Genomic DNA, 23558 nt, shown 5'->3' with positions numbered 1-23558 from the left:
GCCGCCATCAGGAGAACAGCATGTCCGAAACCCTCACACCGACCACCACCGTCGCCTCGCAACGCAACCTCTGGCTCGTCGTCGGCGGCCTGGGACTGGCCGGCATCGGCCTGGCCGCCGGCCTGATGCTGCGCGCGCCCGCTGCGGCACCCGAGGCCGTGGCCGACAGCCCGGCCGCCACGGCCCAGGCTGGCAACAGCGGCAGCAACACGGCCAAGGCCGCCACCGGCAACAGCGGCAACAAAGCCCAGGGCAAGCAGGCCGCGGCCGGCAACGGCGCGCAACGCGCCGCCGAACGCCCGCCGCTGGACACCCAGTCCGCCGCGCTGTGTGCGCATTGCGGCGTCATCGAGGGCGTGCGCCCGGTGCAGCGCAAGGGCGAAGGCTCGGGCGTGGGGGCGGTGGCCGGCGGCGTGCTTGGCGCCGTGGTCGGCAACCAGATGGGCGCCGGCAGCGGCAAGACCGCGATGACGGTGCTGGGTGCGGTGGGCGGCGGCTTTGCCGGCAACGAGGTCGAGAAGCGCACCAAGACGACCACCGTCTACGAGGTCAAGGTGCGCATGGACGACGGCACGCTGCGCACCTTTACCAGCGACACCGCGCCGACCCCGGGCGCGCCGGTGACGGTCAGCGACAAGGGCTTCCAGGTCGTGAACCGCAGCGAAGGCAACGGCGCGCCGCGCGTCACACGCACCGCGGGCTGATCCGCCGCGGCAGGGGCAGGCTCCTCAGTGAGCCTGGTCCCAGTTCTCGCCCACACCTACCTCGGCCAGCAGCGGCACCGCCAGCTTCGCCACGCCGGCCATCAGCCGCGGCACCGCCTCGCGCGCCCATGCCAGCTCTTCCAGGGGCACCTCGAGCACCAATTCGTCGTGCACCTGCATCACCATGCGGGTGGCGCGGCCCTCGTCGTCCAGGGCCTGCTGCACCGCGATCATCGCCAGCTTGATGAGATCGGCCGCCGTGCCCTGCATGGGCGCGTTGATGGCCTGGCGCTCGGCGCCGGCCTTGCGCGGGCCGTTGCCGCTGTTGATTTCGGGCAGCCAGAGGCGGCGGCCGAAGACGGTCTGCACATAGCCCCGGGCCTTGGCTTCCAGCCGCGTTTCGTCCATGTAGCGCTTGACGCCGGCAAATCGCGCGAAATAGCGGTCGATGTAGTCCTTGGCCGCCTTCTGCTCGATGCCCAGGTTGGAAGCCAGGCCGAAGGCGCCCATGCCGTAGATGAGGCCGAAGTTGATGACCTTGGCGTAGCGGCGCTGCTCGCTGCTGACATCGGCCACCGGCACGCCGAAGACCTCGCTGGCGGTGGCGCGGTGTACGTCCACGCCCTCGGCAAACGCGCGCAGCAGGGCCGGGTCCTGGCTGATGTGGGCCATGATGCGCAGCTCGATCTGGCTGTAGTCGGCGCTCATCAGCACATGGCCTGGCGGCGCAATGAAGGCCTCGCGCACGCGCCGGCCCTCGGGCGTGCGGATGGGGATGTTCTGCAGGTTGGGGTCGTTGCTCGACAGCCGCCCCGTCACCGCCACCGCCTGCGCGTAGTTGGTGTGTACGCGGCCGGTGGCCGGGTTCACCATCAGCGGCAGCTTGTCGGTGTAGGTGCCCTTGAGCTTGGCCAGGCCCCGGTGATCGAGGATGCGCGCCGGCAGCGGGTAGTCGGCAGCCAATTCCTGCAGCACCTCTTCATCCGTGGACGGCGCGCCGCTGGCGGTCTTCTTCTTCACCGGCAGGCCCAGCTTGACGAACAGGATCTCGCCGATCTGCTTGGGGCTGCCCAGGTTGAAGGGCTGGCCGGCGATGGCATAGGCCTCCTGCTCCAGCGCCACCATGCGCTCGGCCAGCTCCTGGCTCTGGCGCGCCAGTACCGCGGCGTCGATGAGCACGCCGTGGCGCTCGATGCGGCACAGCAGCTGCGCCACCGGCATCTCGATGCGCTCGTAGACCAGCCGCAGGCCGCGCTCTTCATCCCCGTCTGCGGCAACGAGAGGCCACAGCGTCTGGTGCACCTGCAACGTCATCTCGCTGTCCTCGCCGCTGTACTGCGCGGCGCGGGCCACGTCGACCTGGGCAAAGGAAATCTGGTTCGCACCCTTGCCGCACAGGTCTTCGTAGCTCAGGCCCTTGCGGCCGAGGTGGCGCTCGGCCAGCGCCTCCAGTCCGTGGGTCTTGTGGGCCTCAAGCACATAGCTCTGCAGCAGGGTGTCGTGCGCGTAGCCGCGCACCGCGATGCCGGCATTGGCGAAGACATGCAGGTCGTACTTGATGTTCTGGCCCAGCTTGGCGCGCGATGCGTCTTCCAGCCAGGGCTTGAGGCGCGCCAGCACCTCGTCGATGGGCAGCTGTTCGGGCGCGTCGGGGTAGTTGTGGGCCAGCGGCACATAGGCGGCGCGCCCGGGCTCGACGGCAAAGCTGATGCCGACGATGCGGGCGCGCATCGCGTCCAGCGAATCGGTCTCGGTGTCCAGCGCCACCAGCTCGGCCGCCTGCAGCAGGGCCATCCAGTGCTCCAGGCGCTCCCAGTTCGTGATGGTCTCGTAGTCGCGCGCCAGATCGGCGGCGGCCGTGCGCGGCGGCGCGTCGGCTTCCAGGACCGCGCCCGCAGTGCTCGGCGTGCTGCCCAGCGCCGCTTCGAGCTCCTTGCGGAAGCTGCGGAAGTCGTAGCGCTCATAAAAAGACAGCAAGCCGGCCTGGTCCACCGGGCGCAGCGCCAGCGCCTCCAGCGCCGGCCAGCCCTCGATGTGGCCGGCAAGGTCGCAGTCGGTCACCACCGTCACCAGCTTGCGCCCCATCGGCAGCCAATCCAGCGCCTTGCGCAGGTTGTCGCCGGCCACGCCCTTGATGCTGTCGGCAGCGGCGATCACGCCGTCCAGGCTGCCGTGGTCGGCGATCCACTTCACAGCCGTCTTGGGGCCCACCTTCTCGACCCCGGGCACGTTGTCCACGGTGTCGCCTACCAGGGTGAGGTAGTCGACGATGCGCTCGGGCGACACGCCGAACTTGGCCTGTACGCCCGCGATGTCCAGGCGCTCGTTGCTCATGGTGTTGATCAGTGTCACCTGCTCCGTCACCAGTTGCGCCAGGTCCTTGTCGCCGGTGGAGACGATGACCTGGTGGCCGCTGGCCGCGGCCACGCGGGCCAGGGTGCCGATGGCATCGTCGGCCTCGATGCCGGGCACTTCCAGCACCGGCCAGCCGAGCAGGCGCACGACCTCGTGGATGGGCGCGATCTGCTGCACCAGGGCCTCGGGCATGGGCGCGCGGTTGGCCTTGTACTCGGGGTACCAGCCGTCGCGGAAGGTCGGGCCCTTGGCGTCGAAGACGCAGACCGCGTGCTCGGCCGGAATCTGCTCGCGCAGCCGCTTCATCATTGCCACCATGCCGTGTACCGCGCCGGTGGGAAAGCCGTCGCCGGCGCGCAGGTCGGGCATGGCATGGAAGGCGCGGTAGAGATAGCTCGAACCGTCGACCAGCAGCATGATTCTTTCGCTCATGCGGTCATTGTGACGCGCCCCGGTGGCCCGAGCCCGCTGCGTAGAATCGCCCCATGAGCCTGATCGCCCGCCTTGCTGCCGGCCCCCTTTTCCTGCTGCCGGTGCTGGCCGCCATGGCCGCCGAGCCGCCCGCGCCGGCGCCACGCGCGGCCTCCGCCCCCGCCGAGGCCGTGGCCCGCCGCACCGTGATCGAGGATGAGGGCGCGCGCATCGAGGAAACGCGCCTGCGCGGCGCGCCGCAGCGCATCGTCGTGCAGAGCAAGCTGCTGCCCGTGGCGCCCTACGAAATCATCGTGGGCCCCAACGGACGCGACGCGGCGCAGCAGCGCGGCGCCACCGGCCAGACCGCCTGGTCGGTGCTGAGCTTCTGACGGCCGCGATGGCGGTCTATACCGAAGTCGGCTTTGCCGAGGCCGAGGCCCTGCTCGGCGCCCTGGGCCTGGGCGGGCTGACCGATCTGCAGGGCATACGCTCGGGCATAGAAAACACCAACTACTACGCCACCACCACGCGCGGCCAATGGGTGCTGACGCTGTTCGAGCGCCTGCCGGCCGAGCAACTGCCCTATTACCTGGAGCTGATGCAGCATCTGTCGGCCCATGGCGTGCCGGTGCCCGCGCCCCAGCCCGACGCCCAGGGCCGGCTGGTACACAGCGCCGGCGGCAAGCCGGCCGCGGTGGTGACCCGCCTGCCCGGCAGCCACCGCCTGCGGCCGGCGCTCGTCCACGTCACCCAAGTGGGCGCGATGCTGGCCAAGATGCACCTGGCAGGCGTCGATTTCACGCCGCAGCAGCCGCATCTGCGCGGCCTGGATTGGTGGGTGGAAACCGCGCCCCTGGTGCTGCCGCACCTGGACGCCGGGCAAGCGGCGCTGCTGCGCGACGAGATCGCCTACCAGCAACACCTGGCGGCTTCGCCGGCCGGCCAGGCCCTGCCGCGCGGGCCCATCCACGCCGACCTCTTCCGCGACAACGTGATGTTCGACGACACCGCCGGCGACGACCGCCTGTGCGGCTTCTTCGATTTCTACTTCGCCGGCACCGACACCCTGCTCTTCGACGTCGCGGTCTGCCTCAACGACTGGTGCAGCGACGCCACCAGCGGCGCCCTCGACGAGACCCTGGCAGGCGCCTTCATGGCCGCCTACGGTCGGCAGCGTCCGCTCAGCCACGGCGAGGTGCGCGCGTTGCCGGCCCTGCTGCGCGCAGCAGCGCTGCGCTTCTGGATCTCGCGCCTGTGGGACTGGCATCTGCCGCGCGACGCGGCCCTGCTGCAGCCCAAAGATCCGACGCATTTCGAGCGCGTGCTGCGCTCACGCATCGCCAACCCCTGGCACCCGCCGCACTGACATGGCGCTGCTGCTCAAGACCGTTGCCGCCGCACGCGGCCCGCGCTGGATAGGCGATGCCTTCCGTCTGTTCGCGCGCCGGCCCATGGCCTTCACCTCGCTGTTCGCGGTCTTCCTGGGCGCGGCGTTGCTGGTCAGCCTGGTGCCGGTGCTGGGCGCCCTGGTCCAGATGATGGCGCTGCCGCTGCTTTCGCTGGGCTTCATGGTCGCCGCACGTTCGGCGCTCGAGGGCGGCCCTGTAAGCCCGCGCCAGTTCATCGAACCGCTGCAGGCCGACCCGGCGCGGCGGCGCGCGCTGCTGCTGCTGTGCGTGGGCTACGGCGTGGCAGCCCTGTTCATCCTGCTGCTGGCCGATGCGGTGTCCAACAGCGCCTGGGGCCGGCTGCAGACGCTGATGGCACGCGGCCAGGAAGCCCAGGCCGAGATCGACGCCCTGCTCGCCGAGCCCGGCGTCAGCGCGGCGCTGCTGCTGGCCGGCACGCTGGGCACGGCGCTCTCCGTGCCCTACTGGCATGCGCCAGCCCTGGTGTACTGGGGCGGCCAGAGCGCGGGCCAGGCCCTGTTTTCCAGCACGCTGGCGGTGTGGCGCGCACGCGGCGCCTTCTTCGGCTACATGCTGGGCTGGGTGGGCGTGGTGCTGGTCTTCGGCTTCGTCACCGCGTTCGTCTTCGGCCTTCTGGGCCTGCCGCAACTGGCCGGCATCCTGGGCGTGCCAGGCGGGCTGGTGTTCTCGGCCGTGTTCTACATCTCGCTGCTCTTCACCTTCAATGACAGCTTCGGCGGCGCGACGGCCGCCGCCGACCCCGAGATCAATCGACCGGCGTGAGCTTGGCGATGGCCAGCGCCAGCCACTTGCTGCCGTGGCGGCCGAAATGCACCTGGGCGCGGGCATCGGCGCCGCGGCCTTCCAGCACCGTGATCACGCCTTCGCCAAACTTGGTGTGGAACACCGTCTGGCCGACACGCAGCCCCTGCTGGCCCTCGGGCTGCGCCGCGGTCTTGATGGGCGGCGGCGGGGCCGGCGCCACGCGCCCGGCGCCGACGATGCCACTCAGACCGCTGCCGCGCTGCCAGGCCTGCTGGTATTCACGCGCATAGCCCGAGCCGAAGCCCGGCTGGCGCGGCGTGATCCACTTCAGCGCGCCCTCGGGCAACTCCTCGATGAAGCGGCTCTTGACGTTGTAGCGCGTCTGGCCGTGCAGCATGCGCGTCTGGCTGAAGCTCAGGTACAGCCGCTTGCGCGCCCGTGTGATGGCCACGTACATCAGGCGCCGCTCTTCCTCCAGGCCGTCGGCATCGGACAGCGCGTTCTCGTGCGGGAACAGGCCCTCCTCGATGCCGGTGATGAAGACGGCGTCGAACTCCAGGCCCTTGGCCGAATGCACCGTCATCAGCTGGATGGCGTCAGCGCCGGCCTGGGCCTGGTTGTCGCCGGCCTCCAGGCTGGCATGGGTCAAGAAGGCGGCCAGCGGGCTCATGATCTCGCCGGTCTCGGCGTCGGGCGCGGCCTCACCGCCCTGCTCGTCCACCGGCAGCGCCACCGCGTCCTTGCCAAAGCCCTCCTGCGTGACAAAGCTCTCGGCCGCATTGACGAGTTCCTCAAGGTTCTCGATGCGGTCCTGGCCCTCCTTGTCGGTCTTGTAGAAATCGAGCAGGCCGCTGGCGTGCAGCACATGTTCGATGATCTCGCGCAGCGTCAGGCCGTGGGTGGCCTCGCGCATGCGGTCGACCAGCGCCACAAAGGCCTGCAGGTTGCCGCCCGCCTTGCCCGCCACCGCGCCCACGGCCTGGGCCAGGCTGCGTCCACTGGCGCGGGCGGCGTCCTGCAACTGCTCGATGCTGCGTGCGCCGATGCCGCGCGCCGGGAAGTTGACGACGCGCAGGAAGCTGGTGTCGTCGCTGACGTTTTCCAGCAGGCGCAGATAGGCCAGGGCATGCTTGACCTCGGCGCGCTCGAAGAAGCGCAGGCCGCCGTAGACGCGGTAGGGCATGCCGGCGTTGAAGAGCGCGCTTTCCAGCACCCGGCTCTGCGCGTTGCTGCGGTAGAGCAGCGCGATCTCGCTGCGCGGCATGCCGGCGCGGTGCAGCGCCTTGGCCTCTTCCAGCAGCCACTGCGCCTCGGCGAAATCGCTGCTGGCCTCGAACACACGCAGCGGCTCACCGGCGCCCAGGTCGGTGCGCAGGTTCTTGCCCAGGCGCTGCGTGTTGTGGCTGATGAGGTCGTTGGCGGCGTCCAGGATGTGGCCGCAGCTGCGGTAGTTCTGCTCCAGCTTGATGACACGGTCAACCCGGAATTCGCGCTCGAAATCGGCCATGTTGCCGACCCGCGCGCCACGGAAGGCGTAGATGCTCTGGTCGTCGTCGCCGACCGCGAACACGCCCTGGCCACCGGGGCCACCAGGCCCTTCCACCTGATTGCCCGGCGGCGCGAACATCTTCAGCCAGGCGTACTGCAGCCGGTTGGTGTCCTGGAACTCGTCCACCAGCACATGACCGAAGCGGCGCTGGTAATGCGCGCGCAGCGGGTCGTTGTCGCGCAGCAGCTCGTAGCTGCGCAGCATCAGCTCGGCGAAGTCGACCACGCCCTCGCGCTGGCACTGCTCTTCATAGGCCTGGTAGATCTCGACCAGCTTGCGCGTCTGCTCGTCGCGCACTTCCACGTCGCGCGGGCGCCGGCCTTCCTCCTTGTTGCCGGCGATGAACCAGGTCACCTGCTTGGGCACGAAGCGCTCTTCGTCCAGGTTCATGGCCTTGATGACGCGCTTGACGGCGCTCAGCTGGTCGCTGCTGTCGAGGATCTGGAAGCCCTGGGCCAGGCCGGCCAGCTTCCAGTGCGCGCGCAGGAAGCGATTGCACAGGCCGTGGAAGGTGCCTATCCACATGCCGCGCACGGCCACCGGCAGCATCGCCGAGAGCCTTGTGAGCATCTCCTTGGCGGCCTTGTTGGTGAAGGTCACGCCCAGCACGCCGCCGGGCGAGACCTGGCCGGTCTGCAGCAGCCAGGCGATGCGCGTGGTGAGCACACGCGTCTTGCCCGAGCCGGCGCCGGCCAGAATCAGCGCCGGCACGGCCGGCAGCGTCACCGCGGCCAGTTGCTCGGGATTGAGGTTGCGCAGCAGTGCCGGCGCGCCGGCGTCTGGAGTGGAGGCCATGGACATGGCGGCATTGTCGGGCACGGAGGAAGCGCGCAAGGGCGCGCGCTAACATCCGCCGGACAGCGCAGACGCCGTCGCCACCGCGGACCACGAGCATGGAAATTTTCGACTACGACAACATCCTGCTGCTGCCGCGCAAGTGCCGCGTCGAGAGCCGCAGCGAATGCGATGCCTCGGTGGAGTTCGGCGGCCGCCGCTTCGCGCTGCCGGTGGTGCCGTCCAACATGAAGACCGTGGTCGACGAGCCCATCAGCGTGCTGCTGGCCACCGGCGGCCACTTCTACGTGATGCACCGCTTCGATCTCGACAGCGTGGCCTATGCCAAGCGCATGCGCGAGCGCGGCCTCTATGTGAGCCTGAGCCTGGGCGTGAAGGCGGCCGACTTCGAGGTCGTCGACCGCCTGGCCGCCGAGGGCGTGGGCGCCGACTACATCACCATCGACATCGCCCACGGCCATGCCGACAGCGTGCGCAAGGCCATCGAGCACATCAAGGCGCGCCTGCCGGCCGCCTTCGTGATCGCCGGCAACGTGGCCACGCCCGAGGCGGTGATCGACCTCGAGAACTGGGGCGCCGATGCCACCAAGGTGGGCGTGGGCCCGGGCAAGGTGTGCATCACCAAGCTCAAGACCGGCTTCGGCACCGGCGGCTGGCAGCTCAGCGCGCTGAAGTGGTGTGCCCGCGTGGCCACCAAGCCCACCATCGCCGACGGGGGCATCCGCCACCATGGCGACATCGCCAAGAGCGTGCGCTTCGGCGCCGCGATGGTGATGGTGGGCTCGCTCTTTGCCGGTCACGAGGAATCGCCCGGCGCCACCGTCGAGGTCGATGGCCGGCTCTACAAGGAGTACTACGGCAGCGCCAGCGACTTCAACAAGGGCGAGTACAAGCACGTCGAGGGCAAGCGCATCCTCGAGCCGGTGAAGGGCCGCCTGGCCGACACGCTGCGCGAGATGCGCGAAGACCTGCAGAGCAGCATCAGCTATGCCGGTGGCCGCGTGCTGATGGACCTGAAGAAGGTCAACTACGTCGTGCTGGGCGGCGAGAACGCGGGCGAGCACCTGTTCATGTAGGTGCCCGGCCGCGGCCGGGCCTCAGCGACCCAACATGCCCTGGCGCTCGCCGGGCTCCAGGATCGCGCTGCGACGCGCCGCGCGCACGGCCAGTGGCTGGGCACGCGTTGAAGCCACCGGGCAGGCGCCGTTGTCGGCATAGCGGCCGGCGGCGTCCATCAGCGGATCGTCCCAGCTGCCCTGCACCACGGTGAAGTCCTCGGCCACCGGGCAGGTGGGCCCGAAGCCGTCGAAATAGCGGCCCTCATTGCGGTCGTTGACACTCTCGAAGTTGACCACGTTGAAGGTGTTGCCGCACGCGCTGACGGGGTTGAAGCCGACCGGCTTGCCGCAGCTCGTCTCGCCGATGGCGATGACCTCAAAGCCCTGGTCACGGAGTCCCCGCAGGCCGTTGATCACCTGTTCGCTGGCAGAGCAGGTGCGCCGGCCCATCAGCACAAAGACTCGCGGCAGGCCCAGCGACGACGTCGGGTTGCTGAAGGCGAAGGCCGTGTTGCGCGCCGCGTTCTTGTCGTTGTAGAGCAGCTTGGCGTAACTGCGGCCGGTGCCGCGCAGGCCGGCGATGTAGGACGCCAGCACACCGCCGGTGGAGACCAGGCCGCCGCCGTTGTAGCGCAGGTCGAGCGCGAGGTCGTCGATGCGGGCAGCCTTGAACTGCGCGAAGGCGGTCTCCAGCGGCGCGCCGGCCTGGCTGATCATGTCCTTGACGTTGAGATAGCCGATCAGGCGCCCGCCCGTGGTGAGCAACCAGGTGGCGCCGGTCACCGGGCTGAGATTGAAGTCCGCGGCGGTCAGCGTCACCGTGCGGTCGACGCCGGCGCGGCGCAGCCGCAAGCTCAGGGTCTCGCCACGCTGGCTGGCCGAGAGCGCCGAGAAGCCGTTGGCGATCAGCTGCGCCGGGTTCTGGCCGTTGGCCGTGAGCACCTGGTCGCCGCGCGAGACACCGGCCAGGGCGGCGGGCGAGTTGGGCTCGACATAGCGCACGTACAGGGGTCGCGTGCCATCGCCATCGAGCTCGCTGCCGGCCACCGAAACCCCATAGCCCAGCGTGGCGCCGTTGCCGAAGAAGAGGTTGAAGCTCTCGGTCGATTCGATGCGGCTCCAGCGGTCGGCCGGAAAGACCGGGTCGGTGCCGGTGTAGAGCAGCGCGTCGAAATAGGTGGCTGTGCTGGCATAGGGCCTGGGATCGGGCTGCGGTGACAGGCGGTACCAGAAGTAGGCGTCGTTCATGTAGCTGCCCAGCCAGTCCTTCTGGTCGACCAGGTTGCAGCTCGCCGGTTGCGAGCCGCCGCCGGCATCGTCGCCACCGCCACCGCAGGCCGCCAGCAGCAGCGCCAGGCTGGCGGCCAGCGGTGCGCGCCAGCGCCTGAACAAGGGGATTTCGAACATGGGAGCCTCCGTCTTCGCGCCCGCGGCCGGGCCCACGGCGCCGCACAGGCCGCCACCTACAATCGAAACTCTTCCCGCCCGGCTTTCGTTGACAGGCCAGGGCGGCCGTTTTGTGTCGCTTTGTCCTGCCGTGCGGCAGCGGGCACCGGGCCCGCGGCGACGGCCGCTTGCCCCCATCATGACCGAACTCGCCAAGTCGTTCGAACCTGCCGCCATCGAAGCCCTGTGGGGCCCGCGCTGGGCCGCGGCCGAGGCCCACCAGCCCACGCTGGACCCGGCGCGCGCCAGCTTCGCCATCCAGCTGCCGCCGCCCAATGTCACCGGCACGCTGCACATGGGGCATGCGTTCAACCAGACCATCATGGACGCGCTGACGCGCTTCCACCGCATGCGCGGCCACAACACGCTGTGGCTGCCGGGCACCGACCACGCCGGCATCGCCACGCAGATCGTCGTCGAGCGCCAGCTGCAGGACCGCGGCGTCTCGCGCCACGACCTCGGGCGCAAGAACTTCGTCGCCCAGGTCTGGGACTGGAAGGCCAGCTCCGGCGCCACCATCACCAACCAGATGCGCCGCCTGGGCGACAGCGTGGACTGGTCGCGCGAGTACTTCACGATGGACGAGAAGCTCTCGACCATCGTCACCGAGACCTTTGTGCGCCTCTTCGACGAGGGCCTGATCTACCGCGGCAAGCGCCTGGTGAGCTGGGACCCGGCGCTCAAGAGCGCGGTGTCCGACCTCGAGGTCGAGAGCGAAGAGGAAGACGGCTTCCTCTGGCACATCCGCTACCCGCTCGCCGATGGTTCGGGCTCGCTCGTGGTGGCGACGACGCGGCCCGAGACCATGCTGGGCGACACCGCGGTGATGGTGCACCCGGAGGACGAGCGCTACACCGCGCTGGTGGGCAAGACGGTGCTGCTGCCGCTGGCCGGGCGCGAGATTCCGGTGATCGCCGATGCCTATGTCGACCGCGAGTTCGGCACCGGCGTCGTCAAGGTGACGCCGGCCCACGACGCCAACGACTATGCCGTGGGCCAGCGCCACGGCCTGCCGATGATCGGCGTGCTCGACCTCGACGCCAAGATCAACGACCAGGCGCCGGCCGCCTACCGCGGGCTGGACCGTTTTGTTGCGCGCAAGAAGGTCGTCGCCGATCTGGATGCGCTGGGCCTGCTGGTCGAGACCAAGAAGCACCGCCTCACCGTGCCGCGCTGCGCGCGCACCGGCCAGGTCGTCGAACCCATGCTCACCGACCAGTGGTTCGTCGCCGTCAACAAGGCCGGCCAGGATGGCAGCAGCATCGCCGAGAAAGCGCGCCAGGCCGTGTCCAGCGGCCAGGTGCGCTTCGTGCCCGAGCAGTGGGTCAACACCTACAACCACTGGATGGACAACCTGCAGGACTGGTGCATCAGCCGCCAGCTCTGGTGGGGCCACCAGATTCCGGCCTGGTATGGCACGGGCGGCGAACTCTTCGTCGCGCGCAACGAGAGTGAAGCCCGCCAGCGCGCCGTGGCGGCCGGCTACCAGGGTGCGCTCACGCGCGACGAGGACGTGCTCGACACCTGGTATTCCTCGGCCCTCGTGCCCTTCTCGACACTGGGCTGGCCCGACAAGACCGTCGAGCAGGAACTCTTCCTGCCCAGCACCGTGCTCGTCACCGGCTTCGACATCATCTTCTTCTGGGTCGCCCGGATGATCATGATGACGACCCACTTCACCGGCCGCGTGCCCTTCCGCGACGTCTACATCCACGGCCTGGTGCGCGACGCCCAGGGCCAGAAGATGAGCAAGAGCGAGGGCAATGTGCTCGACCCGGTCGACCTCATCGACGGCATCGAGCTAGCCCCCCTGCTCGACAAGCGCACCACCGGCCTGCGCAAGCCCGAGACCGCGCCGCGCGTGCGCAAGCAGACCGAGAAGGAATTCCCCCAGGGCATTCCGGCCTTCGGCGCCGACGCACTGCGCTTCACGATGGCCAGCTATGCCACGCTGGGGCGCAACATCAATTTCGACAGCAAGCGCTGCGAGGGCTACCGCAACTTCTGCAACAAGCTCTGGAACGCGACCCGCTTTGTGCTGATGAATTGCGAGGGCCAGGACTGCGGCCTCAAGGAACACACCAAGGCCGACTGCGAGCCCGGCGGCGCCTTCCACGGCTATATGCGCTTTTCCATGGCCGACCGCTGGATCGCCGGCGAACTGCAGCGCGTCGAGGCCGCGGTGGCCCAGGGCTTTGCCGACTACCGGCTCGACAACGTCGCCAACGCCATCTACGCCTTCGTCTGGGATGAGTACTGCGACTGGTACCTCGAGATCGCCAAGGTGCAGATCGCCGAAGCCACGAAATCAGGCAGCGAGGCCGAGCAGCGCGCCACGCGCCGCACCCTGATCCGCGTGCTCGAGACCGTGCTGCGCCTGCTGCACCCGCTGGCGCCCTTCATCACCGCCGAGCTGTGGGAAGCCGTGGCCCCGGTGGCCGGCATGAAGAAGACCGCGAGCATCGTCACCGCCGCCTACCCGCAGGCGCAGCTGGAGAAGATCGACCCGGTGGCCGACCAGTGGGTGGCGCGGCTCAAGCAGGTGGCGGCCGAGTGCCGGCGCCTGCGCAGCGAGATGTCGCTCTCACCGGGCGAGCGCGTGCCGCTCTTGACCCTGGGCGACGAGGACTTCGTCACCAGCGCCGCGCCGCTGCTGCAGGCCCTGGCCCGCCTGGCCGAGGTGCGCCCGCTGGCCGACGAGGCCGCCTTCGCCGCCGCGACGCAGAACGCGCCGGTGGCCCTGGCCGGCACCTTGCGCCTGGCCCTGCATGTGCAGATCGACCTTGTGGCCGAGCAGGCGCGACTGGCCAAGGAGATTGCCCGCCTGCAGGGCGAGATCACCAAGGCCGAGGCCAAGCTGGGCAATGAGAGCTTCGTCGCGCGTGCGCCGGCCGCGGTGGTCGAGCAGGAGCGTGCGCGAATGGCCGATTTCAGGCAGGCGTTGGGCCGATTGCAAGACCAGCAAGCGCGGCTGGCCGTGTCGTCCTGAAATCGCCGCGCGGCGCGGCGAGCAGCACCTCGTCGATGCGCCGCGCCACGGCCCAGGCGCCGCGTATGCGCGACTCGTGGGTGCTTGCGGCCACGCGAGGCGTGGTCTGCAGCGTGGTCACGCCATGCAAGGGCCGGCCCGGAGCCAGCAGATCGGGCTCCACGGCGTCCAGCCAGGCCGCGGCCAGCGGCCCCTCGGTGAGGGCGTGGGCCAGCGCCACCTCGTCGAAGAGGCGGGCGTGCGACAGGCTCACGACGACCTGGTTCATCTTGGCCTCGGTCAGCAGGCGTTCGCCGAACAGCCCGTGGTAGCGCGTGTGGCAGGTCAGCAGCAGGCACAGCGCGTCGCTGCCGCGCACCAGGGCCTGCAGGCCCGAAGGTTCGACATCGACGCGCGACCACAGCCCGTCGCTGGCGTGTACGCCGGGGTCGTAGCCCTTCACGGTGGCGCCGAAGGCGGTGAGCAGGCGCGCCAGCGGCTTGAAGCTGGGCGTGATGCCGACCAGGCCGACCACCGCGCCGCCCAGTTCGCGCCCCACATGCAGGCCCTCGGCATTGATGATGGGCACGCGGCGCAGCAGTTGCAGCAGCGCACCGACAACGAACTCGGCTTCGGCCGCCGCGTGGGCCGCGGCCGGGCGCACGACCTCGATGCCGGCGCGCACGCAGGCGTCGAGGTCGATGTTCTCGGCTGCCGCATTGACGCGCCCGACCACCTTCAGCCGCGGCGCGTCGCGCAGCGTGGCCGCATCCAGCGCCACGCCGGGCGGAATCACGAGCGCGCGCACGGTCTCCAGCGCCGCGCGCAGCGCGAACGCATCGGCAGCGAGTTGCGGCGCCACATGCAGTTCATGGCGGGAACCCAGCCAGCCCAGCACGTCGGCATCGACCGTGTCAACGATCAGGACGTCCATGGGGAAGAAGTCTCGGCGCTGCCAGGGGGAGCGCCAAGTCCAGATGACACAATCAACCGACGCTCACTCCCACGCACCGCTCAAATGCTTGTTCAGAAGGCAATATTCCCGGTCGCCGGCCTCGGCACCCGCTTCCTGCCGGCCACCAAGGCCCAGCCCAAGGAGATGCTGCCGGTGGTGGACAAGCCGCTGATCCAGTACGCGGTGGAGGAGGCCTATGCCGCCGGCGTGCGCGAGATGATCTTTGTCACCGGCCGCCACAAGCGCCCCATCGAAGACCACTTCGACATGACCTTCGAGCTCGAGGTCGCGCTCGAGCAGGCCGGCAAGGAAGAACTGCTGTCGGTGGTGCGCAGCGTCAAGCCCGACGACATGGAGTGCATCTACGTGCGCCAGGCCCAGGCCCTGGGCCTGGGGCACGCCGTGCTGTGCGGCAAGCGCCTGGTGGGCAACCAGCCCTTCGCCGTGCTGCTGGCCGACGACCTGATGGTCGGCAAGCCGCCGGTGCTGGCCCAGATGGTCGAGCAGTTCCGCGAGTGGCGCGCCTCCATCCTGGCGGTGCAGGAAGTGCCGGCCGAGCAGACCCGGCGCTACGGCATCGTCGCCGGCACTGAAGTCAATGACCGCGTGATCGACGTCTCCCGCATCGTCGAGAAGCCGGCGCCCGAGGTCGCGCCATCGCGCCTGGGCGTGGCCGGCCGCTACATCCTGACGCCCGGCGTCTTCCATGAGATCGAGACCCAGCCACGCGGCGTGGGCGGCGAGATCCAGCTCACCGACGGCATCGCCTCGCTGCTGCGGCGCGAGAAGGTCTTTGCCTTCCGCTACGAAGGCAAGCGCTACGACTGCGGCAGCAAGGAAGGCTTTCTCGAGGCCAATGTCGAGCTGGCGCTGGCCCACCCGCAACTCGGGCCGGGCTTCCGGCAGTTCCTCACCGGGCTGAAGCTCTAGACGGCTGCACCCGGCTGCACCCGACTGCGTGCGGCTAACGCCGCCGCAGCACGTGCACGAAGTCGGCGCCGGCGCTGCTCTGCTCGACCAGCTCGTTGCCGGTCTGACGCGCGAAGGCCTGGAAGTCGCGCATCGAGCCGGGGTCGGTGGAAACCACCCGCAGCAGCTCGCCGCTGGCCATCTCGGCCAGGGCCTTCTTGGCCTTGAGGATGGGCAACGGGCAGTTGAGCCCGCGCGTATCCAGTTCCTTGGTGCTCGTCGACATGGCCGCGATTCTAGGGCCGTGGCGGCAGTTCGATGAACTGCGGCTCGTACCCGCGGCTCTTCAGCCAGTCAGCCAGCGCATAGCCGGTGCCGGCCCGCCAGCAGCGCAGATCAGGCAGGTCGAACATCCGGTGCTCCACCAACTCGGGCGACAACCGCACCTCGCCATGCGCCACCGCGTGGTAGGCAATGATGACCTGGTTCATGCGCTGGAAGTCATAGACGCCGATCAGATCCAGGCTCTCGACCTCGAGCGCAGTCTCCTCGGCGATCTCGCGCGCAATGCCCTCTTGCGGCGTCTCGCCCGCCTCCATGAAGCCGGTGATGAGGGCGAACATGCGGCCGGTCCAGGCGGCGTTGCGCGCCAGCAGCACGCGGCCTCCCTGGTCGCTGCATTCGATCACCGCGGCCAGCACCGGCGTGGGGTTGTTCCAGTGCGTCCAGCCGCAGGCCGGGCAGCGCAGCCGCGTGCGCTCGCCACCGTCTTCCTGCAGCGCCAGCAGCGCCAGCGCGCCGCCGCATTGCAGGCAGAAACGCGCGCCCTCGGTCACGCCGGAAACACCCCGGTGGAGAGGTAGCGGTCGCCGCGGTCGCAGACGACGAAGACGATGGTCGCGTTCTCGACCTGCCTGGCGATCTGCAGCGCCACCCAGCAGGCGCCGGCGGCCGAGATGCCGGCAAAGAGGCCCTCTTCGCGCGCCAGGCGCCGCGCCATGTCCTCGGCCTCGGGCTGGCCCACCAGCACCAGTTCGTCGACACCAGCCGGTTCGTAAATCTTGGGCAGATAGGCCTCGGGCCACTTGCGGATGCCGGGGATGCGCGAGCCGTCCTTGGGCTGGGCGCCCACGATGCGCACGGCCGGATTCTGGCGCTTGAGGTAGCGCGAGACGCCGGTGATGGTGCCGGTCGTGCCCATGGCGCTGACGAAGTGGGTGATGCGGCCGCCGGTGTCGGCCCAGATCTCGGGCCCGGTGGTCTCTTCGTGGACGCGCGGGTTGTCGGCATTGGCAAACTGGTCGAGCACGCGGCCCTTGCCGTCGCGCTGCATCTGCTCGGCCAGGTCGCGTGCGTACTCCATGCCGCCCGAACGCGGCGTCAGCACGAGTTCGGCGCCGAAGGCCTTCATCGTCTGCGCACGCTCTATCGACAAGTCCTCCGGCATGATCAGCAGCATGCGGTAGCCGCGGATCGCTGCGGCCATCGCCAGCGCGATGCCGGTATTGCCCGAGGTGGCCTCGATCAGGGTGTCGCCGGGGCGGATCTCGCCGCGCTGCTCGGCCCGCGCGATCATGCTGATGGCCGGGCGGTCCTTCACGCTGCCGGCCGGGTTGTTGCCTTCGAGCTTGCCGAGGATGACATTGCCGCGCAGCGCGCCGGCATCGCCGGGCACGCGCTGCAGGCGCACCAGGGGGGTGCTGCCGATCACATCCTCGAGGGTCTTGTAGGCGGGGGCCTGGGGCATTGTTCACTCCTCTTGCAGGCTGCGGATTGTCGCAGTCCGCGCCTGCAGCCGCCGGCGGCAAGGATCGAGTAGCCGCGTGTGATAATCCGCCGCGCTCCGCCCTGCCCTGGAGCACCCTCGCCCCCGTGACGAAATCGGTAGACGTAGCGGATTCAAAATCCGCCGCCGCAAGGCGTGCCAGTTCGAGTCTGGCCGGGGGCACCAAGGGGACATCTGCCGGGCCGCTACCGCCTCCGCGACAACTTCATGCCGCCCATCCCGCCCTATACAAAGTACCTGATGCTGGCCTGCACGGCCGTGTTCTGCCTGCAGCAGGTGCTTCCTTTCCTCGAGCGCTTCCTGGCGCTGTGGCCGCTGGCCAGCGGTGCCTTCCTGCCCTGGCAGCTGGTGAGCTATGCCTTCCTGCACGGCGGCATGACCCATCTGTTCTTCAACATGCTGGGCCTGTGGATGTTCGGCTCCGAGCTCGAACGCCTGTGGGGCCAGAAGCGCTACGCCCAGTTCCTGCTCGCCGGCGTGCTGGCTGCGGCCGTGGCACAGCTGCTGGTGACGGCGCTGACCGGCTCCTACACGCCCACCGTGGGCGCCTCGGGCGGGCTGTTCGCGCTGCTGCTGGCCTTCGGCATGTGGTTCCCCGACCGCGTCATCATGCCGCTGTTCCCGCCCATCCCGATGAAGGCCCGCACCTTCGTGATGGTGTTCGGCGCCATCGAGCTGGCCCTGGGCATCACCGGCCCGAGCGGCGGCGTGGCCCACTTCGCCCACCTGGGCGGCATGGTGGGGGGCTGGATCATGATCCGCTACTGGCGCCGCATGCCGCCCTTCGGCCGCCGTCGGCGCTGATCGGATACCGCTAGAGGCCCTCGGCCACCGTCGGGTAGCGCAAGGCCAGCCGCAGCTCGGCCTTGAGGCGCCGGTTGTCCAGCCGGCGAGATTCGCTCATGAAGCTCATCAGCATCGGCCCCAGGCGCGCAGCCGCCTCGGCGCGTGCGACGCGCGGCGGCCGTGGCAGGCCGGCCAGGTCGGCCGCGAGGTCGAAGTAGGCGCCCATCTTCAGCTCGCTGTCGTCGCTGGCGTGGTAAATGCGCTGCGGCGCGCCGCGCAGCAGGGCCGCCACGCAGGCGCGAGCCAGGTCGTCGGCGTGGATGTGGTTGGTGTAGACATCGTCCTCGTCGCGCAGCACCGGCGTGCCGCGCGCCAGGCGTTCGCGCGGATGGCCGCCCGCGCGGTCGGCGGCATAAATGCCGGGGATGCGCAGGATGGACACCGCCACGCCGGCGCGGCAGCCGAAGCGGCGCAGTTGCCTCTCGGCATCGACGCGGCGGCGGGCGCGGTCGGTGGTGGGTGCGACGGCGCGTGTCTCATCGAAACGGGCGCCGGCGCAGTCGCCATAGACGCCGCTGGTGCTGGCGTAGACCAGGCGCCGCACGCAGCCGCCGCGCGCCAGGGCCTCGATCAAGGCACGCGAGCGCGAGTCCTGCGCGCCCTCGCCCGGCGGCGGCGCCAGGTGCAGCACGGCCTCGGCCAGGCCGCCCAACCGGCCCAGCGTGGCGGCATCGTCGAGATCGCCCAGCAGCGGCCTTGCACCGGCGGCGCGCAGGGCCGGCACGCGCGCCGGGTCGGAGGTCAGTGCCGTGAGCTGCCAGCGCCCGGCCAGCAGGCGCAGCACGCGCAGGCCAACGTCACCGCAGCCGATGATGAGCAGGCGGCTGCGGCGCGAACGAGGCGGCGGTGAAATCGTCATCGATGGGCTGCGGCAAGGGACGACAGGCCACAGCAGGTGCCGGGCACAATCGCGGACGAGTTTAAGTGCCCGCCCCACTCCATGAGCTTCAGCGTCCACATCCAGCCTGCCGACATCCGCTTCGAGGTCGACGCCGACGAGGCCCTGCTGCCCGCGGCCATCCGCCAGGGCATAGGCCTGCCCTATGGCTGCCGCGACGGCGCCTGCGGCTCCTGCAAGAGCCGCCTGCTCGAAGGCCGCGTGGTACACGGGCCGCACCAGGCCAAGGCGCTGTCGGCCGAGGAAGAAGCGGCCGGCCTGATCCTCACCTGCTGCGCCGTGCCGCAGACCGATTGCACGGTCGAGGCGCGCAGCGTGCCCGGCGCCGGCCAGTACCCGGTGCTGAAGCTGCCGAGCCGCGTGCTCGCCATCGAGCGCCCCTCGCCCGACGTGGCCGTGCTGCGCCTGCAGCTGCCGGCCAACCAGAACCTGCGCTACCGCGCCGGCCAGTATGTCGAATTCATCCTGCGCGACGGCGCGCGGCGCAGCTACAGCATGGCCAATGCACCGCACCTCATCGGCAGCCCGCCGGCGATCGAACTGCACCTGCGCCACATGCCGGGCGGCAAGTTCACCGACCATGTGTTCACGGCGCTGAAAGAGAAGGACATCCTGCGCATGGAAGGGCCCTTCGGCAGCTTCTTCCTCGACGAGGCCTCCACCAAGCCCATCGTGCTGCTGGCCAGCGGCACCGGCTTCGCCCCCATCAAGGCCTTGATCGAGCAGTTGCAGCACCTGGGCAGCACGCGGCCGGCCACGCTCTACTGGGGTGGCCGCCGCCGGGCCGATCTCTACCAGCACGCGTGGTGCGAGGCCCAGGCCGCGGCCACGCCCTGGCTGCGCTATGTGCCGGTGCTCTCGGAAGCGGCGCCCGACGATGGCTGGAGCGGCCGCAGCGGCTTCGTCCACCGCGCCGTGATGGCCGATTTTCCCGATCTCTCGGGCCACCAGGTCTATGCCTGCGGCGTGCCGGTGATGGTGGATGCGGCGCGCACCGATTTCACGGCTCAATGCGGCCTGCCGGCCGAGGAGTTCCACGCCGATGCCTTCACCTCCGAGGCCGACAAGCATGGCCCGCTCTGAGCCTGTGTGCAGCCGTCGCAAGGCCCTCATCGCCCTGGCCACCACCGCTTTGGCGGGGCCTGCCGTCGCCCAGGGCAAGGCGCCGATACGCTTGATCGTGCCCTACCCGCCCGGCGGTCCGCTGGACATCGCGGCTCGCGCGCTGGCGGAGCGCGTAAAGGACAGCCTGGGCGCGGTGGTGGTCGAGAACAGGCCGGGCGCCGGCGGCAACCTGGGCGCCGATCTTGTTGCCAAGGCCGCGCCCGACGGCCTCACCCTGGTGATGGGCGCGGTGGCCACCCACGCCATCAACCCCTGGCTCTACAGCCGCATGCCCTACGACGCCCAGCGCGACTTCACGCCCATCACGCGCGTGGCCGTGGTGCCCAATGTGCTGGTGATGAATGCCGAGGTGGCGGCGCGGCTGAACATCGCCACGCTGGCCGATCTCGTGGCCCATGCCAAGCGCAACCCGGGGCGGCTGAACTACGGCAGCGGCGGCAACGGCAGCGCCGGACACCTGGCGGGCGAGCTGTTCAAGGCCCAGGCCGGCATTTTCGCGGTACACATTCCCTATGCCGGCGCACCGCCCGCCCAGTTGGCCCTGGTCAGCGGCCAGGTCGACTTCAATTTCGACAACCTGGCCGCGGCCTCGGCCAATATCCGCGGCGGCAGGCTCAAGGCCCTGGCCGTGACCACCTCCACGCGGGCCAGCGCCCTGCCCGACCTGCCCACGGTGGCGGAGGCCGGCGCCCGGCTGGGCCTGGCGAGCTTCGATATTTCCACCTGGTTCGGCCTCTACGGCCCGGCCGGCCTGCCGGCCGAGACCACGGCCCGGCTGCACCGCGGCTTTGCCGAGGCACTGGCCTCGGCCGACTTCAAGGCCCGGATGGCGACGCTGATGGCCGAGCCGGCGCCTCTGACGCCGGCCGAGTTCTCGGCCTTCGGCCAGGCCGAGCGGCTGAAGTACAAGCCGCTGGTGGAGAACTCGGGCGCGAAGGCCGACTGAAGCGAGCGAAATAGAGCGAGAGGGTCGACCTACTCGCCCAGGTAGGCGGCGCGCACCTTGGGGTCGTCGAGCAAGGCCTTGGCCTCGCCGCTCATGGTGATCTCGCCCGAGTCCATCACATAGCCGCGGTTGGCCAGGCCCAGCGCACGGCTGGCGTTCTGCTCGACCAGCAGCACCGTCGTGCCACGGCTGTGGATGTCGGCCACGACCTCGAAGATCTTGTCGACCATGATGGGGCTCAGGCCCATGCTGGGCTCGTCGAGCAGCAGCACCTTGGGCCGGGCCATCAGCGCGCGGCCCATGGCCAGCATCTGCTGCTCGCCACCGCTCATGGTGCCGGCCAGCTGGTTGGCGCGCTCCTTCAGGCGCGGGAAGATGGCGAAGACCTTCTCGATGTCGGCTTCGATCTCGGGCTTGTCGTCGCGCACGAAGGCGCCCATCTGCAGGTTTTCGGTGATGGTCATGCGCGTGAAGGTGCCGCGACCCTCGGGCACCATCACCAGGCCCTGCTTGACCAGATTCCAGGCGCCCTGCCCCTTGATGGGCCGGCCCATGAACTCGATCTGGCCCTCGGCCACCGCCTGGGTGCCGGTGATGGCCTTGAGCGTGGTCGTCTTGCCGGCGCCGTTGGCGCCGATCAGGCTGACGAGTTCGCCCTGCTGGACCTCGAAGCTCACGCCCTTGACGGCCTGGATGCCGCCGTAGGCGACCTTGAGGCCGCTGACTTTCAGCATTGTCGTGCTCATCGCGGTGCCGCCCTCACTTGTGTCCGGCGCCGAGGTAGGCCTCGATCACCTTCTCGTTCTTCTGCACCTCGGCCGGATTGCCTTCGGCGATCTGCTTGCCGTAGTCGAGCACGGTGACGCGGTCGCACAGGCCCATCACCAGCTTCACGTCGTGCTCGATGAGCAGGATGGTGCGGCCGTCCTTGCGGATGCGGTCGATCAACTCGCGCAGCACCACCTTCTCGGTGGCGTTCATGCCGGCGGCCGGCTCGTCGAGCGCGATCAGCTTGGGATCGGTGGCCAGCGCGCGTGCGATCTCGAGCCGGCGCTGGTCACCGTAGCTCAGCGTGCGGGCGCGGAACTCGGCGTAGCGGCCGATGCCCACGTAGTCGAGCAGTTCCTGCGCGCGCTGGGCGATGGCGGCCTCCTCGGCCTTGAAGCTGGCGGTGCGAAAGACGGCGCCGATGAGGCCCGAATGGGTGCGCACATGGCGGCCGACCATCACGTTCTCGAGCGCCGTCATCTCGGGAAAGAGACGGATGTTCTGGAAGGTGCGCGCGATGCCCTGCTTGGCCACCTCATGCACCGCGCTGGGCTTGTAGGGCGCGCCGCCGAGCTCGAAGCTGCCGCTGTCGGGCGTGTAGAGGCCGGTGATGACGTTGAAGAAGGTGGTCTTGCCGGCGCCGTTGGGGCCTATGAGCCCGTAGACCTGGCCGCGCTGGATGGTGATGCCCACGTCGGACAGCGCCTGCAGGCCGCCGAAGCGCTTGCTGACACCCTGTACCTGGAGAACGGTTTCTGCCATGTCCGCCCCCTCAGGCCACAGGGGTGACCGGCACCGGCGCACCCTTGCCGTGTTCGGACGAGGGCCACAGCCCGCGCGGGCGCAGCAGCATGATGATGATCATGGCCAGCGCGATGAGCAGCTGGCGCAGGATGGAGGCATCGAGCCGCCCGCCGGTCATCTGCTGCAGCGGCCCGGCCACGTAGCGCAACACCTCGGGCAGCGCGGCCAGCATCACCGCGCCCAGGATGACGCCGGGAAGATGGCCCATGCCGCCCAGCACCACCATGGCGACGATCATCACGCTCTCCATCAGGCTGAAGGACTCGGGCGACACGAAGCCCTGGAAGGCCGCGAACATCGAGCCCGAGACGCCGCCGAAGGTGGCGCCCATGCCGAAGGCCAGCAGCTTCATGTTGCGGGTGTTGATGCCCATGGCCTTGGCCGCGATCTCGTCTTCGCGGATGGCCATCCAGGCCCGGCCTATGCGTGAATTTTCGAGGCGGTGGCAGATCACCACGCTGCCCACCACCAGGATCAGGAACAGGTAGTAGTACAGCGTCACCGAGGGCACCATGAAGTCGCCGATCATGAGCTTCTTGCCGAAATCGAGGCCGAGGAAGTTCATCGAGTCGATGCGGTCAAGTCCGCGCGGCCCGTTGGTGATGTTGATGGGCTGCTCAAGGTTGTTCATGAAGACGCGGATGATCTCGCCGAAGCCCAGCGTCACGATGGCCAGGTAGTCACCGCGCAGCTTGAGCACCGGCGTGCCCAGCAGCACGCCGGCCAGCGCTGCCAAGCCGGCCGCCAGCGGTATCACCGCCCACACCGGCGTGTGCATGCCGCCCGGGAAGTTCTCGGCGATCCAGGGAAAGTTCTCCATCAGGTGCGGGCTGGCCAGCAGCGCGTACATGTAGGCGCCGACGGCGTAGAAGGCGACATAGCCCAGGTCCAGCAGGCCGGCGTAGCCGACCACGATGTTCAGGCCCAGCGCCAGCAGCACATAGAGCAGGGCCAACGCCATGATGCGCACCCAGCCCTGGCCGAACTGCTGCGCGAACAGCGGCAGGGCCACGAGCAGCAGCGCGCAGGCGATGAAGGTGACGATCTTCTTGTTCATG

Annotated in this window: 21 protein-coding genes and 1 tRNA gene; 11 read left to right on the top strand and 11 right to left on the bottom strand. The window is 69.5% G+C overall.

What is annotated here, in order from left to right; genetic code table 11:
* Positions 1-20 precede the first annotated feature (20 nt).
* Complete coding sequence (locus JMV16_RS24545; protein ID WP_310737106.1) at positions 21-704, top strand: glycine zipper 2TM domain-containing protein; 684 nt, start codon at positions 21-23, stop codon at positions 702-704.
* A gap of 24 nt (positions 705-728) precedes the next feature.
* Here JMV16_RS24545 and polA read toward each other — a convergent pair whose 3' ends face one another.
* Entirely contained in the window at positions 729-3491 is a 2763-nt protein-coding gene (gene polA / locus JMV16_RS16925; protein ID WP_201495470.1) for a DNA polymerase I, read from the bottom strand.
* 53 nt (positions 3492-3544) lie between these two features.
* Here polA and JMV16_RS16920 point away from each other — a divergent pair, with 53 nt between their 5' ends.
* The 3 genes from JMV16_RS16920 to JMV16_RS16910 are packed head-to-tail and all read left to right on the top strand — an operon-like array spanning position 3545 to position 5665.
* A complete protein-coding gene (locus JMV16_RS16920) occupies positions 3545-3862 on the top strand; it encodes a hypothetical protein (RefSeq protein ID WP_201495469.1) in 318 nt (105 codons plus the stop codon).
* An 8-nt stretch (positions 3863-3870) separates the two neighbouring features.
* Complete coding sequence (locus JMV16_RS16915; RefSeq protein ID WP_201495468.1) at positions 3871-4839, top strand: homoserine kinase; 969 nt, start codon at positions 3871-3873, stop codon at positions 4837-4839.
* Position 4840: 1 nt separating this feature from the next.
* A complete protein-coding gene (locus JMV16_RS16910) occupies positions 4841-5665 on the top strand; it encodes a BPSS1780 family membrane protein (protein ID WP_201495467.1) in 825 nt (274 codons plus the stop codon).
* Here JMV16_RS16910 and JMV16_RS16905 read toward each other — a convergent pair.
* A complete protein-coding gene (locus JMV16_RS16905; protein WP_201495466.1) occupies positions 5649-7997 on the bottom strand; it encodes a UvrD-helicase domain-containing protein in 2349 nt (782 codons plus the stop codon). The two genes, JMV16_RS16910 and JMV16_RS16905, sit on opposite strands and share 17 nt — an antisense overlap.
* A gap of 92 nt (positions 7998-8089) precedes the next feature.
* On the opposite strand from JMV16_RS16905, the gene JMV16_RS16900 reads away from it, so the two are divergent.
* The gene (locus tag JMV16_RS16900; protein WP_201495465.1) at positions 8090-9067 is read left to right on the top strand and encodes a GMP reductase; all 978 of its coding nucleotides are present in this window, start codon (positions 8090-8092) and stop codon (positions 9065-9067) included.
* Positions 9068-9088: 21 nt separating this feature from the next.
* Here JMV16_RS16900 and JMV16_RS16895 read toward each other — a convergent pair whose 3' ends face one another.
* A complete protein-coding gene (locus JMV16_RS16895) occupies positions 9089-10456 on the bottom strand; it encodes a S41 family peptidase (protein WP_201495464.1) in 1368 nt (455 codons plus the stop codon).
* Between the two features lie 178 nt (positions 10457-10634).
* Between JMV16_RS16895 and JMV16_RS16890 the strand changes: the two genes are divergently transcribed.
* A complete protein-coding gene (locus JMV16_RS16890) occupies positions 10635-13484 on the top strand; it encodes a valine--tRNA ligase (protein WP_201495463.1) in 2850 nt (949 codons plus the stop codon).
* Here the strand turns inward: JMV16_RS16890 and JMV16_RS16885 are convergent.
* Positions 13426-14397, bottom strand: coding sequence for an NAD(P)-dependent oxidoreductase (locus tag JMV16_RS16885; protein ID WP_201495462.1), 972 nt, complete (start codon positions 14395-14397; stop codon positions 13426-13428). The genes JMV16_RS16890 and JMV16_RS16885 overlap by 59 nt on opposite strands.
* 84 nt (positions 14398-14481) lie before the next feature.
* Here JMV16_RS16885 and galU point away from each other — a divergent pair, with 84 nt between their 5' ends.
* Complete coding sequence (gene galU / locus JMV16_RS16880; protein ID WP_201495461.1) at positions 14482-15348, top strand: UTP--glucose-1-phosphate uridylyltransferase GalU; 867 nt, start codon at positions 14482-14484, stop codon at positions 15346-15348.
* Between the two features lie 34 nt (positions 15349-15382).
* Here the strand turns inward: galU and JMV16_RS16875 are convergent, their stop codons facing one another.
* Genes JMV16_RS16875 through cysM form a run of 3 tightly spaced genes read right to left on the bottom strand, consistent with a single transcriptional unit; the run spans position 15383 to position 17074 of the window.
* Complete coding sequence (locus tag JMV16_RS16875; RefSeq protein ID WP_201495460.1) at positions 15383-15613, bottom strand: sulfurtransferase TusA family protein; 231 nt, start codon at positions 15611-15613, stop codon at positions 15383-15385.
* A gap of 10 nt (positions 15614-15623) precedes the next feature.
* Positions 15624-16163 carry an NUDIX hydrolase gene (locus JMV16_RS16870; protein WP_201495459.1) on the bottom strand — a complete coding sequence of 180 codons (540 nt, stop codon included), beginning with the start codon at positions 16161-16163 and terminating at the stop codon, positions 15624-15626.
* Positions 16160-17074: a cysteine synthase CysM gene (gene cysM, locus JMV16_RS16865; protein ID WP_201495458.1), complete on the bottom strand. Its 915-nt coding sequence runs from the start codon at positions 17072-17074 to the stop codon at positions 16160-16162. The genes JMV16_RS16870 and cysM overlap by 4 nt, the downstream gene beginning before the upstream one ends.
* A gap of 119 nt (positions 17075-17193) precedes the next feature.
* Between cysM and JMV16_RS16860 the strand changes: the two genes are divergently transcribed.
* Together JMV16_RS16860 and JMV16_RS16855 are read left to right on the top strand one after the other, a co-directional pair.
* Positions 17194-17278 (top strand) — tRNA-Leu (locus JMV16_RS16860).
* A 42-nt stretch (positions 17279-17320) separates the two neighbouring features.
* A complete protein-coding gene (locus JMV16_RS16855; protein ID WP_201495457.1) occupies positions 17321-17917 on the top strand; it encodes a rhomboid family intramembrane serine protease in 597 nt (198 codons plus the stop codon).
* A gap of 10 nt (positions 17918-17927) precedes the next feature.
* Here the strand turns inward: JMV16_RS16855 and JMV16_RS24295 are convergent, their stop codons facing one another.
* On the bottom strand, positions 17928-18818 hold the full coding sequence (locus JMV16_RS24295; protein ID WP_236580563.1) for an SDR family oxidoreductase: 891 nt from the start codon (positions 18816-18818) through the stop codon (positions 17928-17930).
* An 81-nt stretch (positions 18819-18899) separates the two neighbouring features.
* On the opposite strand from JMV16_RS24295, the gene JMV16_RS24290 reads away from it, so the two are divergent.
* Together JMV16_RS24290 and JMV16_RS16840 are read left to right on the top strand one after the other, a co-directional pair.
* Complete coding sequence (locus JMV16_RS24290; RefSeq protein WP_236580562.1) at positions 18900-19940, top strand: CDP-6-deoxy-delta-3,4-glucoseen reductase; 1041 nt, start codon at positions 18900-18902, stop codon at positions 19938-19940.
* A complete protein-coding gene (locus tag JMV16_RS16840) occupies positions 19927-20928 on the top strand; it encodes a Bug family tripartite tricarboxylate transporter substrate binding protein (protein WP_201495454.1) in 1002 nt (333 codons plus the stop codon). The genes JMV16_RS24290 and JMV16_RS16840 overlap by 14 nt, the downstream gene beginning before the upstream one ends.
* Before the next feature lie 29 nt (positions 20929-20957).
* Here the strand turns inward: JMV16_RS16840 and JMV16_RS16835 are convergent, their stop codons facing one another.
* The 3 genes from JMV16_RS16835 to JMV16_RS16825 are packed head-to-tail and all read right to left on the bottom strand — an operon-like array spanning position 20958 to position 23557.
* Entirely contained in the window at positions 20958-21662 is a 705-nt protein-coding gene (locus JMV16_RS16835; RefSeq protein WP_201495453.1) for an ABC transporter ATP-binding protein, read from the bottom strand.
* A 25-nt stretch (positions 21663-21687) separates the two neighbouring features.
* Positions 21688-22458 (bottom strand): ABC transporter ATP-binding protein, encoded by a 771-nt coding sequence (locus JMV16_RS16830; protein WP_201495452.1) that lies wholly within the window; start codon positions 22456-22458, stop codon positions 21688-21690.
* Positions 22459-22468: 10 nt separating this feature from the next.
* On the bottom strand, positions 22469-23557 hold the full coding sequence (locus tag JMV16_RS16825) for a branched-chain amino acid ABC transporter permease (protein WP_201495451.1): 1089 nt from the start codon (positions 23555-23557) through the stop codon (positions 22469-22471).
* Between the last annotated feature and the right edge of the window lies 1 nt (position 23558).

It is taken from the genome of Rubrivivax sp. A210 (genome assembly GCF_904426505.1).
Taxonomy (GTDB): Bacteria; Pseudomonadota; Gammaproteobacteria; order Burkholderiales; family Burkholderiaceae_C; genus Rubrivivax.
Note: the sequence above shows the minus strand (reverse complement) of the source record. Positions and strands in the feature narration are given on the sequence as shown.

Excerpts from the sequence above, each read along its gene's own strand:
- galU (WP_201495461.1), top strand. The coding sequence starts at position 14,482 with ATGCTTGTTCAGAAGGCAATATTCCCGGTCGCCGGCCTCGGCACCCGC.
- JMV16_RS16855 (WP_201495457.1), top strand. The coding sequence starts at position 17,321 with ATGCCGCCCATCCCGCCCTATACAAAGTACCTGATGCTGGCCTGCACG.
- JMV16_RS16830 (WP_201495452.1), bottom strand. The coding sequence starts at position 22,458 with ATGGCAGAAACCGTTCTCCAGGTACAGGGTGTCAGCAAGCGCTTCGGC.
- JMV16_RS24290 (WP_236580562.1), top strand. The coding sequence starts at position 18,900 with ATGAGCTTCAGCGTCCACATCCAGCCTGCCGACATCCGCTTCGAGGTC.
- JMV16_RS16875 (WP_201495460.1), bottom strand. The coding sequence starts at position 15,613 with ATGTCGACGAGCACCAAGGAACTGGATACGCGCGGGCTCAACTGCCCG.
- JMV16_RS16885 (WP_201495462.1), bottom strand. The coding sequence starts at position 14,397 with ATGGACGTCCTGATCGTTGACACGGTCGATGCCGACGTGCTGGGCTGG.
- JMV16_RS16920 (WP_201495469.1), top strand. The coding sequence starts at position 3,545 with ATGAGCCTGATCGCCCGCCTTGCTGCCGGCCCCCTTTTCCTGCTGCCG.
- JMV16_RS16895 (WP_201495464.1), bottom strand. The coding sequence starts at position 10,456 with ATGTTCGAAATCCCCTTGTTCAGGCGCTGGCGCGCACCGCTGGCCGCC.
- cysM (WP_201495458.1), bottom strand. The coding sequence starts at position 17,074 with ATGCCCCAGGCCCCCGCCTACAAGACCCTCGAGGATGTGATCGGCAGC.
- JMV16_RS16915 (WP_201495468.1), top strand. The coding sequence starts at position 3,871 with ATGGCGGTCTATACCGAAGTCGGCTTTGCCGAGGCCGAGGCCCTGCTC.
- JMV16_RS16890 (WP_201495463.1), top strand. The coding sequence starts at position 10,635 with ATGACCGAACTCGCCAAGTCGTTCGAACCTGCCGCCATCGAAGCCCTG.
- JMV16_RS16900 (WP_201495465.1), top strand. The coding sequence starts at position 8,090 with ATGGAAATTTTCGACTACGACAACATCCTGCTGCTGCCGCGCAAGTGC.
- JMV16_RS16840 (WP_201495454.1), top strand. The coding sequence starts at position 19,927 with ATGGCCCGCTCTGAGCCTGTGTGCAGCCGTCGCAAGGCCCTCATCGCC.
- JMV16_RS16835 (WP_201495453.1), bottom strand. The coding sequence starts at position 21,662 with ATGCTGAAAGTCAGCGGCCTCAAGGTCGCCTACGGCGGCATCCAGGCC.
- JMV16_RS16905 (WP_201495466.1), bottom strand. The coding sequence starts at position 7,997 with ATGTCCATGGCCTCCACTCCAGACGCCGGCGCGCCGGCACTGCTGCGC.
- JMV16_RS16910 (WP_201495467.1), top strand. The coding sequence starts at position 4,841 with ATGGCGCTGCTGCTCAAGACCGTTGCCGCCGCACGCGGCCCGCGCTGG.
- JMV16_RS16825 (WP_201495451.1), bottom strand. The coding sequence starts at position 23,557 with ATGAACAAGAAGATCGTCACCTTCATCGCCTGCGCGCTGCTGCTCGTG.
- JMV16_RS24545 (WP_310737106.1), top strand. The coding sequence starts at position 21 with ATGTCCGAAACCCTCACACCGACCACCACCGTCGCCTCGCAACGCAAC.
- polA (WP_201495470.1), bottom strand. The coding sequence starts at position 3,491 with ATGAGCGAAAGAATCATGCTGCTGGTCGACGGTTCGAGCTATCTCTAC.
- JMV16_RS24295 (WP_236580563.1), bottom strand. The coding sequence starts at position 18,818 with ATGACGATTTCACCGCCGCCTCGTTCGCGCCGCAGCCGCCTGCTCATC.